Origin of the sequence: Streptomyces sp. NPDC008139 (assembly GCF_042957025.1) — a bacterium.
GTDB lineage: Bacteria > Actinomycetota > Actinomycetes > Streptomycetales > Streptomycetaceae > Actinacidiphila.
Map to the genome: position 1 here is coordinate 1 of NZ_JBIBHM010000011.1, position 9,776 is coordinate 9,776.

At 73.7% G+C, this 9,776-nt stretch carries 10 protein-coding genes; 5 read left to right on the plus strand and 5 right to left on the minus strand.

Annotated elements, in window-relative coordinates; genetic code table 11:
- Nucleotides 1-153: 153 nt before the first annotated feature.
- The 3 genes from ACFZBB_RS23545 to ACFZBB_RS23555 all read right to left on the minus strand — a co-directional run bounded on the left by ACFZBB_RS23545 (nucleotide 154) and on the right by ACFZBB_RS23555 (nucleotide 3,742).
- Nucleotides 154-1,620, minus strand: coding sequence for a cellulose binding domain-containing protein (locus tag ACFZBB_RS23545; RefSeq protein WP_391125681.1), 1,467 nt, complete (start codon nucleotides 1,618-1,620; stop codon nucleotides 154-156).
- A gap of 231 nt (nucleotides 1,621-1,851) precedes the next feature.
- A complete protein-coding gene (locus tag ACFZBB_RS23550; protein ID WP_391125684.1) occupies nucleotides 1,852-2,802 on the minus strand; it encodes an anti-sigma factor RsbA family regulatory protein in 951 nt (316 codons plus the stop codon).
- A gap of 301 nt (nucleotides 2,803-3,103) precedes the next feature.
- The gene (locus ACFZBB_RS23555) at nucleotides 3,104-3,742 is read right to left on the minus strand and encodes an alpha-ketoglutarate-dependent dioxygenase AlkB (RefSeq protein ID WP_391125687.1); all 639 of its coding nucleotides are present in this window, start codon (nucleotides 3,740-3,742) and stop codon (nucleotides 3,104-3,106) included.
- Nucleotides 3,743-3,886: 144 nt separating this feature from the next.
- On the opposite strand from ACFZBB_RS23555, the gene ACFZBB_RS23560 reads away from it, so the two are divergent.
- Nucleotides 3,887-5,440 carry an ATP-dependent DNA ligase gene (locus ACFZBB_RS23560; protein ID WP_391125691.1) on the plus strand — a complete coding sequence of 518 codons (1,554 nt, stop codon included), beginning with the start codon at nucleotides 3,887-3,889 and terminating at the stop codon, nucleotides 5,438-5,440.
- A 119-nt stretch (nucleotides 5,441-5,559) separates the two neighbouring features.
- Here ACFZBB_RS23560 and ACFZBB_RS23565 read toward each other — a convergent pair whose 3' ends face one another.
- On the minus strand, nucleotides 5,560-5,937 hold the full coding sequence (locus ACFZBB_RS23565) for a hypothetical protein (RefSeq protein ID WP_391125694.1): 378 nt from the start codon (nucleotides 5,935-5,937) through the stop codon (nucleotides 5,560-5,562).
- A gap of 126 nt (nucleotides 5,938-6,063) precedes the next feature.
- Between ACFZBB_RS23565 and ACFZBB_RS23570 the strand changes: the two genes are divergently transcribed.
- Entirely contained in the window at nucleotides 6,064-6,498 is a 435-nt protein-coding gene (locus ACFZBB_RS23570) for a YchJ family metal-binding protein (RefSeq protein WP_355350289.1), read from the plus strand.
- A complete protein-coding gene (locus ACFZBB_RS23575) occupies nucleotides 6,459-7,121 on the plus strand; it encodes a hypothetical protein (RefSeq protein WP_391125697.1) in 663 nt (220 codons plus the stop codon). The genes ACFZBB_RS23570 and ACFZBB_RS23575 overlap by 40 nt, the downstream gene beginning before the upstream one ends.
- Nucleotides 7,122-7,130: 9 nt before the next feature.
- Here the strand turns inward: ACFZBB_RS23575 and ACFZBB_RS23580 are convergent, their stop codons facing one another.
- Nucleotides 7,131-8,408 (minus strand): MFS transporter, encoded by a 1,278-nt coding sequence (locus ACFZBB_RS23580; RefSeq protein WP_391126275.1) that lies wholly within the window; start codon nucleotides 8,406-8,408, stop codon nucleotides 7,131-7,133.
- Between the two features lie 416 nt (nucleotides 8,409-8,824).
- On the opposite strand from ACFZBB_RS23580, the gene ACFZBB_RS23585 reads away from it, so the two are divergent.
- Together ACFZBB_RS23585 and ACFZBB_RS23590 are read left to right on the plus strand one after the other, a co-directional pair.
- On the plus strand, nucleotides 8,825-8,995 hold the full coding sequence (locus ACFZBB_RS23585) for a hypothetical protein (protein ID WP_391125700.1): 171 nt from the start codon (nucleotides 8,825-8,827) through the stop codon (nucleotides 8,993-8,995).
- Nucleotides 8,996-9,393: 398 nt separating this feature from the next.
- A complete protein-coding gene (locus tag ACFZBB_RS23590; protein WP_355350278.1) occupies nucleotides 9,394-9,642 on the plus strand; it encodes a DUF5133 domain-containing protein in 249 nt (82 codons plus the stop codon).
- Nucleotides 9,643-9,776 lie beyond the last annotated feature (134 nt).

The window sequence follows — 9,776 nt, forward strand, 5'->3', positions numbered from 1 at the left end:
TTCACCCACCCCCCCCCCCTCCCCCGTTTTTTCTGTATTGACAACCCCAAATACGCGGGGGGGGGGCGCAAATTTCGCCCCCCCCCCCCGGCGGGCGGGGGGGGGGGCCCCCCCCGCCCCCCGGGCCGCCGCGAGGCGCGACCGGACGGTGCGTCAGGTCGCCGTGCAGGTCAGCACGGGAACGGCGTTCCCGCCGCTGTACGTGCCCTGGAATCCGAAGTGGGTCTCGGCGGACGGCGCGAGGGCGCCGTTGTAGGCGAGACTCGCGGCGGTCACCGCCGCGCCCGTCTGGGCGACGGTGGCGTTCCAGGAGTTGGTGACGCGCTGGCTGCCGGGGTAGGTCCACGACACCGTCCACGAACGCGTCGCCGACGTGCCGCGGTTGGCCACCGTCACATCGGCGGTGAAGCCGCTCCCCCAGTCGTTGCTCACCGTGTAGCTGGCGGAACAGCCGTTTCCGCCACCGCCGTTGGACCCGCCGGAGGTGGTCGCGGTGACCGGCGCCGAGGCGGCGGAGGTGTTGCCCGCCGCGTCGCGCGCCTTGACGGTGTAGGTGTACGCCGTCGCGGCGGTCAGCCCCGAGTCGGTGTACGACCGACCGGCGGTCGTCCCCACCAACGCGCCGCCGCGGTAGACGTCGTACGCCGTCACCCCGACGTTGTCGGTCGCTGGCGACCAGCCCAGGGAGACCGACGTCGCCGTGGTCCCGGTGACGTTGAGGCCGCCGGGCGCGGTCGGCGCCTGGGTGTCGGAGCCGGTGCCGCCGGAGCCCGCCGCGCTCGCGCTGAAGGAGAAGCCGGTGGTGGCCAGACCCTGGCCGCCCTGCCAGACCTCGAAACCGGCCTCGGCGTCGATGAGGTAGTGCGCCGGGTCGACCGAACCGCGGCCGACCGCGTCGTCGATCAGCGCCTTGACGTCGAGGTTCGAGACCGAGGTCCCGCCGCCCTGCAACACGTAGGAGATGATCTTCCATGAGGTCTGACGGCCGGTCCACACGTCCCAGTTGTGACCCGCGGCGGCCGACGTGCCGCTCTTCCCGCCGAACGGCTGCACCCCGCCACGGCTGTTGAGCCAGATCATGATCTCGGTGCCGTCCGGCTGACCGGCCGTGGTCGGTGTCGAGTTGATCCACAGGTCGTACGCGACGTCGTAGGCGCCCGACGCCGGTTGCACCGTGCTCCACGAGGAGACCGCGCTGCCCAGCTTGCTGATCTGGATCGGCATACCGCTGTTCGGCGTGCAGTCGCCCCAGTGGCAGCCCTTGAAGAGCGAGGGATACGTGGCGGGCGCGCCGTTCGTCGGCAGGTTGAAGTTGGCTGTCCCCAGCGACCATGCGGTGCCGCTGGAGTACGTGACGCACTGCTGCGCGGTGGAGTTCCACTCGTTGGCCTGGAGCGTGTACTCGCCGCCGGCCACCGGGATGGTGCCCTGCGGCGCGCAGGTCGAGACGGGGTCGGCGTGCGCGGTCGTCGCGGTGGTCAGCGGCAGCAGCAGCGCCGCGACGGCGGCGAGCACCGCGACCGCCGGGCGCAGCCGGTGGAGCGGATGGGGCCGGTTCCGACGGGGCAGCCGGGGCCGTGCGAGCGGCCCGGAGCGAGGACGGGCGGGATGACGTGTCACTGGTAAGTCCCTTCACCAGTTCGTGGGGGGATGGGTGACGGCTTGGCAGCGCAGGCCGATGGGAGCGCTCCCATATCACCGCGTTCATGAAGCCAGCCCCCTCCCCCGGCGTCAAGGGGGTCCGCATGGCGGAAGGCCCTCGCCGTCCGCGTACCGCAAGACCCCACCGTGCGCGCACAGCGAAAGGCCCCGCTCACGCGACGTCGGCGTGGCGCGGCGGTTCGGGGTCGGTCAGTCCGCGGGTCCGGCCGGGACGGGAGCGCCGCCGAGGTAGCAGCGGATCGCCGTGCCGTCGGGGGCGGCGTGGATGCGGACGAGGTCCGCGATGTGATTGACCATCAGCAGGCCACGGCCGCCCGGGCGGCCGTTCGGAGGCAGGCGGCGGCCGGCCATCGGGTCGCTGAGCCTGCCGCCGTCGCGGACCTCGCAGACCACTTGGTCGTTCTCGGTCCACAGCCGGATCGTGCCGGAACCGCCGCCGTGCAGAACGCTGTTGGTGATGAGTTCGGAGACCGCGAGGGCCAGGTCGTCCAGCCGGGTGCCGGTCAGGCCGAAGCCGCCCGCCAGCCGGACGGCGAAGTGCCGCGCGTCGCGCAGGCGTTGGTCGTCGAAGGTGAAGGACGCGGCGTCCCGCGGCTCGGGCAACGGGGTGTTGCCGGAGGCGACGGCGTGGTCCGGCGCGTAGCGGTCGCTGGGCCGCTCGCGGCCCGCCTCGATCACCACCGGATGGGTGGCGTGCGCGTCGTCCAAAACGTCGGGGGCGAGCCCGGCCGCGTCGTACGGACACAGGATCGTCACCTGCCGCCCGGCGAAGGCGGTGTTGATCAGCGCCTCGTGCTGGACGCAGGCCGGGTACTCCAGCGCGGTGCGCCCCGGCCAGATCGGCTCGCCGATGATCCGGACCGGACCCGGCGGCTGTGCGTCGCAGAAGGCGCGGAGCACGGCCGGAATGATGCGCCCGGGGTTGCGCCCGGCCTTGGTCATGTCGACGAAGCGCACGGCGCCCGCGTCGGACCCGAGGGCGGTACGCAGCAGGCCGAGTCCGACGGGCGGGGCCGCGACGGCGACCGGTTCGCCCGCGGCGAGGCCGTCCCGTACGAAGGGGACGGTGCCCTCCAGATACTCGCGCGCACCGCGGTAGAACAGGGCGGGATGGGAGAAGTTCCGGGCAGCACTGATCACGGCGCCACCATTCGCGACATCGCACGGCAGCGTCCCGGTGGCGTTTCCCACGCCTCTCGCGTCGGCCTCGGCGCCCCCTGACGCCGGCCGACCGCGATGTCCACCCTGAATGCCCCCTTCGGACACCTGCGGTTTTTTCGGACACCCCTTGACAGCGGTTTCGGACAACAGTGCTGTCACCGCAAGTATGCTCCTCCCCCGACGATCATCGACACCGGGAGCCGCCTGGCCGCCGTCCGCGCCCGCAGGGGGGGCCGCCCCCTCGGAGAACCGACCGGTCCCGCGCCGCTCCGCACCGGTCCTACGCCACTCCGCGTGGCCGGAATTGGACGCTGATCCGCCCGCCCACCGCTCCCCGCGTCTTCGGCACCGCGTGATCCCAGGTCCGCTGGCAGGAGCCGCCCATCACGATCAGGTCGCCGTGGCCCAGCGGCTGCCGGACGGTGGCCCCCGCGCCCCCGCCGCCGCGCGGCCTGAGCAGCAGCGGACGCGGCTCCCCCAGGGACACGATGGCGACCATCGTGTCGTGGGTGCCGCCGCGCCCGAAGCGGTCGCCGTGCCAGGCCACGCTGTCCCGGCCGTCGCGGTAGAAGCACAGTCCGGCGCTGACGAAGGGCTCGCCCAGTTCGGCCGCGTAGTGCGCGCTGAGCCGCGCGCGGGCGTCGGTGAGTACATCGGCGGGCAGCGGGTCGCCCTCGCGATAGTGGGCGAGAAGGCGGGGTACGGCCACCACGTTGTCGTACATCCGGCGCCGCTCCTCGCGCCAGGGGACCTCCGCGGCCAGTTCCGCGTAGAGGTCGTCGGCGCCGCTCAGCCATCCGGGGAGCGTGTCGATCCAGGCGCCGTGTCCGAGGTGGGTGCGGCGGGCTCCCGCCAGGTCACCGAGGCCCGGCGCGCCGCCGCCGAAGATGGACGCCTGCTGAGGGGACGGGTGGCTCATGCCCCGAGCCTACCCCGACTGTCGTACATCTGTTCTATTGTGTGCCGTATGCCGAACGTGCGCCGGACGCCTGCCGGGCACACGTCGGGCATACGTCCGGCACACGTCGGGCGTTCCCGCCCGGTTCGCCGCAGGATGGAGGACATGCTGTTCGCCGAGGTCGCCCGTGTCTCGCACGAGGTCGCGCACACATCAGCGCGGACCCGCAAGACGGCGCTGCTGGCCGAGTTCTTCCGCGCCATGGAGCCCGAGGACGTGCAGGTCGCCATCGCGTATCTGGCCGGACGCCTGCCGCAGGGCCGGCTCGGTGTCGGCTGGGCGGCGCTGCGGGACCGCGCCGAGCCCGCCGCGGAGCCGACGCTGACCGTACGGGCGGTGGACGAGGCCCTGACGGCCGTCGGCGCGGTCGCGGGCGCCGGGTCCCAGGGCCGGCGGCGGGACCTGCTCCAGGGCCTGCTGGGCGCGGCGACCGAGCGGGAGCAGGAGTTCCTGGTCGGGCTGCTCACCGGCGAGGTCAGGCAGGGCGCGCTGGACGCCGCGGCGGCGGAGGGGCTGGCCGCCGCGACCGGCGCGCCGCCCGCCGACGTACGCCGCGCGGTGATGCTCGCGGGCGCCCTCGAACCGGTCGCGCGGGCCCTGCTGGCGCGCGGCCCCGACGCGCTCACCGAATTCGCCCTCGCGGTCGGCCGGCCGCTGCTGCCGATGCTGGCGTCCTCCGCCAAATCCGTCGCCGAGGCGGTCGCCAAGGCGGGGCCCTGCGCGATCGAGGAGAAGATCGACGGCATCCGTGTCCAGGTGCACCGCGACGGCGAATCGGTCCGGATCTTCACCCGCACGCTGGACGACATCACCGAGCGCCTGCCGGAGGTCGTCGCGGCCGTCCGCGCGCTGGGCGCGGACCGTTTGGTCCTGGACGGCGAGGTGCTGGCGCTCGGCCCGGACGGGCGGCCCCGGCCGTTCCAGGAGACCGCGGGCCGTGTCGGCTCCCGCGTCGACGTGTCGGCGGCGGCCCGCGCCCTGCCGCTGACGGCGGTCTTCTTCGACGTACTCGCCGTCGGCGACGGGGACGCGACCGAGGACCTGCTCGACCGCGGTTACGACGAGCGGCACGCGGTGCTGGCCGGGCTCCTCCCCGAGGAGCTGCGGGTCCGGCGGACCGTCGTGTCGGACCCGGCGGACGAGGCGGAGCTGCGGGCCGCCGAGGACTTCTTGCGGGCCACGCTGGACCGCGGGCACGAGGGCGTGATGGTCAAGGCCGCCGACAGTGGCTACGCGGCCGGGCGGCGCGGCGCGTCCTGGATCAAGGTCAAGCCGGTGCACACCCTCGACCTGGTGGTGCTGGCCGTCGAGTGGGGCCACGGCCGCCGCACGGGAAAGCTCTCCAACCTCCACCTGGGCGCGCGCGACGGCGACGGCTTCGCCATGCTCGGCAAGACCTTCAAGGGCCTGACGGACGCGCTGCTCGACTGGCAGACCGAGCGACTGCTCGCCCTGGCGGTCGGCCCCACCGACGGATACGTGGTCACCGTGCGCCCCGAACTGGTCGTCGAGATCGCCTACGACGGCCTCCAGACCTCGACCCGCTACCCGGCGGGCGTCACCCTGCGCTTCGCCCGCGTCGTGCGCTACCGCGAGGACAAGACGGCGGCCGAGGCCGACACGTTGGAGGCGGTACGGGCGGTGCACGGCGGGACGTGACGCGGACGGACGGCGCACGGACGGACATGCCGCGGACGGACGGCGCACGGACGGACGTGCCGCGGACCGCCGGGCGGCGCGGCCTCCCGATCAGGCGGCGCCCCGTCCCGGTCAGGCGGTCAGGCGGCGCCGTGGTTCTCCAGCCGGAAGCGCGCCTCCTGCTCCTGGTCGCCCGCCGCGGTGCCGACCACCCGGACGGTGAACGCCTCGGCCAGGCTCTCCCGCAGCCGGTCCACCGCGCGGTAGCCGCCCTGGGCCGTGACCGTCAGCGACTGGCCGAGCCGCGCGGGTCCCGGCACTCCAAGGGTGCGGGACACGTCGAAGGTGGCACTCCAGACCATCGGCCGCCCGTCCGCGGAGTCCTGCGGGATGTCGTCGGGCTCGCGGTCCGAGGCGAAACTGGTGTTCAGAGCGTCGAGGACGGTCTGCGCGTCCTCCTTCGCGCAACCGTCGAAGGTGACCGCTACCTGGGCTGACTCGTCTTGCGCCGTACTCACGGGGATTCCTTTCGGAGGAGGATGGTGGCGCGCGCACCCGATTTGCGCCACGGTGAGCACTTTTCCGCTGCGGGGCGGGCAAAACCCACGACTCCCGCGAATGGCGGCGTCCGCCACAATCAGAGGATGCCCCGACGTCAGAACCGCCGCCCGGCGGCCACCCGGCTCTCCCCGACGGCTCCCTGCCCGTGCGGACGGCCCGCCGCGTACGACGACTGCTGCGGCGCCCTGCACCAGGGACGGTCCGCCGCCACGACCGCGGAGCAGCTCATGCGGTCGCGGTACGCCGCCTTCGCCGTACGCGACGCCGCCTATCTGCTGCGTACGTGGCACTCCGGCACCCGGCCGCCGGGCCTGCGTTTCGACGGGGACGTGCGGTGGACCGGCCTCGACATCCTCGGTTCGACCGGCGGCACCGCCTTCCACACCGAGGGCACCGTCGAATTCCGCGCCCGCTTCCTGGCCGACGGCCAACCGGGTGACCAGTACGAGAACAGCCGCTTCGGCCGCGAGGACGGTGCGTGGGTGTACGTCGACGCGCTGCCCGAGCGCAGCGGATGACGGCCCTCGACCCGGCCGTACGCGCGGCCCTGGCGCGCGAACTCCTGGACGCGCTGGCCGCGTACTGCCCCGGCTCCCGGGCCCGGCTGCGCGGCTCGCTGGCCGCGGGCACCGCCGACGCCTACAGCGACATCGACCTCGAATGGACCGTGCCGGGCGACCGCTTCGCCCACTGCGTCGGCACCGCCGCCGAGGCGTTGGGGCGCGTCCGGCCGCTGGCCTCGCTCCGCGTCGACCCGGAGTCGGCCGCCGTCACGGGCGAGCGGCTGCTCTTCGCCGCCTTCCGCGGTCTTCCGCTCTTCTGGCGCCTGGACCTGTCCGTCCGCGCGGAGCCGGCCGGGTCGGCCACCGTGCCCGCGGCTCCCGCCACCGCCTGGTCCCCGGCCGCCAGCTCCCTGGCCAACGCCGTCGCCACCGTCAAGATGCTGCGCCGCGGCCGTCCCGATGTCGCCCGCGGCCTGCTCACCCGCGGCCTCGCGCGCGTCGGCGCGCCCGACCACCTCACCGACGGCGCCCTCGCCGACATCCTGCGGCTGACGGCCGCAGCCGCCGCGTACGACCCGTCGCAGGCCGATCTGGCCGCCGCCGTGTCGGCGCTCGCCGAGGAGCGGCTGCGCCCCTGAAGGCGGCTCCTAGGCCACCGGGCGGCGGGCGTCGTAGGCGACGAAGCCGCGCTGGAAGATGCCGATCAGGGCGATGGCCGAGATGCACGCCAGGCCGCCGCCGACGACGGCGACGGTGGGCGTGAACAGGTCGGAGACGGAGCCCGCGAGGAAGTCGCCGAGGCGGGGGCCGCCGACCACCACGACGAGGAAGACGCCCTGGAGGCGCCCGCGCATGTCGTCGGGGGCGGCGGATTGCAGCATGGTGTTGCGGAAGACCATCGAGACGGTGTCGGCGCAGCCCGCGAAGGCCAGGAAGAGCAGGCCCAGCCAGAGGTTGCGGGTGAGGCCGAAGACGGCGACGGCCGCGCCCCACGAGCCGACGGCGAGCAGCACGGCGAAGCCCTGGCGGTGGACCCGGCCGAGCCAGCCGGAGAAGACGCTGCCGAGGAGCGCGCCGACGGCGGGGGCGGCGGCGAGCAGGCCGACGGTGCGGGTGTCGCCGCCGAACCAGAGCCCGGCGACGGCGGGGAACAGCACGCGGGGCTGGGCCAGCACCATGGCGGCGAGGTCGGAGACGAAGGTGGTGCGCAGATTGGGCCGGGCGGCGAGATAGCGCAGGCCCTCGATGACGGACGGGCGGCGGCGGGCCGCGCCCTCCCCTTCGCCAGGGAGCATCGCGGGCAGCCGCCACATCGCGTAGAGGGAGGCGCTGAAGGCGGCGACGTCGACGGTGTACGCGGCCTGGTAGCCCCAGGCGCCGACGAGGACGGCGCCGAGCATGGGTCCTGCCATCTGGCCGACCCCGCCCGCGAGCGAGGCCAGCGCGTTGGCGGCGGGCAGCCGCTCGGGCGGCAGCAGGCGCGGGATCATCGAGGAGCGGGCGGGCGAGTTCATCGCGAAGCAGACCGCCTGGAGCGCGACGACGGCGTAGAGCAGTGCCACGGACCTGAGATGGCCGAAAGCCGCCGCGGCCAGCACGCCGGAGCAGACGGTGGAGCCGGCGGCCGTGATCAGGCCGAGCTTGCGCCGGTCGACCGCGTCGGCGACGGCGCCGCCGTACAGGCCGAAGACGATCAGCGGGACGAGCGAGAAGAGGCCGACCAGGCCGACGTAGAAGCTGGAGCCGGTGATCGCGTAGACCTGGAGCGAGACGGCCATCGCGGTCATCTGCTGGCCGATGTACGACACGGTGTTGCCGAACCACAGGCGGCGGAAGTCCGGGTGCTCGCGCAGCGGGCTCACATCGGCCAGCAGTCGGCGGCGGGGCTTGGCCAGCGGCGCGGATATCTCCGGCTTTCCGGATATTTCAGGCGCGCGTGACCCGGATGGCGCAGGCCCCTCGTCTCGGTCCTCTTCGCTGTTGAGCACGAGGAACCGTAGCAACCATGCGCCGCACGGCAGCGGCCAGGGCCGGTTTCGCACGCCCGCACGGCACTTCGCCACTGTGCGTAGCGCGCCGGAAACCGGCTGGTGACGGAGGGCGGGCAGGCTTACGCTGTGCGGGACGAACCGGTCTCAGGGGATGTACCGAACCCCGGGGCCCGTCCCGGAACGAGTCGCCCACCTCGGCCGCGCTCCGGTCCTCCCCTTCGCCCCCGGGCGTGGGGGACCCAAGGCGCCACCGCGTCCGTACCGCCCGAAGAGCCATCCCACCGGGCGCCGGGCGCGGTCGGACGGCCGCGTCGGGTGTCGCCGGTCCACGCGACGCAAAGGAGTGCGCGGTGTCACCTGAGCAACTGAAGCGCAATGAGTCGGCCGAACGAGGCGGCGACGGTGCCTCCCTCCTGGCCGAGGAACGCCCCCTGGACGCCTGGTCCCGGTGCGCGCCGATCCGCCTCGCCGGTTACGAGGACGATCTGACGGAGACCCACATCCTGCGCGGCATCGACTAGCAGGCCGCCCGGACGACACCGCGTCCGACAAGCAGTCAGCTGTCGACCTGTCGCCGCGTCATGTCGTGGCGACAGGTCGACTCGTCGGTACGTCGGTACGTCGACACCCGGCGTTCGACCACCGGCCGCACGGCGCGCCCGCGTGAGCGGCATTCCCACGGCACGGCGGCGAAGACGAGTCGAACATCACGTTCACCGGCCCCCGTTGTGGACATGAGTGTCATGTACCGTGAAGGGACTACTACTTCGCACCCCTCGACCCCTATCCGGGGCCTGCGCAAAGACGCGACGAAGAAGAGGGTGCGGTCCGGCAGGCAGTTTTTTCGCCGCTCTCACGCATGGAACAGCGTGGGCCGGGCAGGCGCGTCCCGACTTCGCCAACATCGAGGAGTACGACGATGCTGATGGCCCACCCGACCGTCCTTCGGAACCTGGTGGAACGCTACGAGACGCTGACCGCCGAGGTCGAGACGGCGAAGTCCGTCGACCCGCGCGTGCGGCAGCAGCTCCAGGACACGGCGTACACGCTGTGCGTGTCGACCGGCACCCGGGAGATCGCCCCGGCGCTGGCCGCCGCCCGCGTGCACATGGAGCGCCACCTGTTCATGGACGAGGACGACGAGACCGAGGACGCTTCGGCGGCCTGAAGCCGGACCCCACGACAGACGTCACAGCGGCGGGGGGGCCCCCCCCGGGGGGCCGCGCGGGGGGGGGGGGGGGGTTCAGGTGGCCCCGCCAACGCCGCGGCCGGGGGGTGTTCGAGGCACTCAGGGCCCCCAGC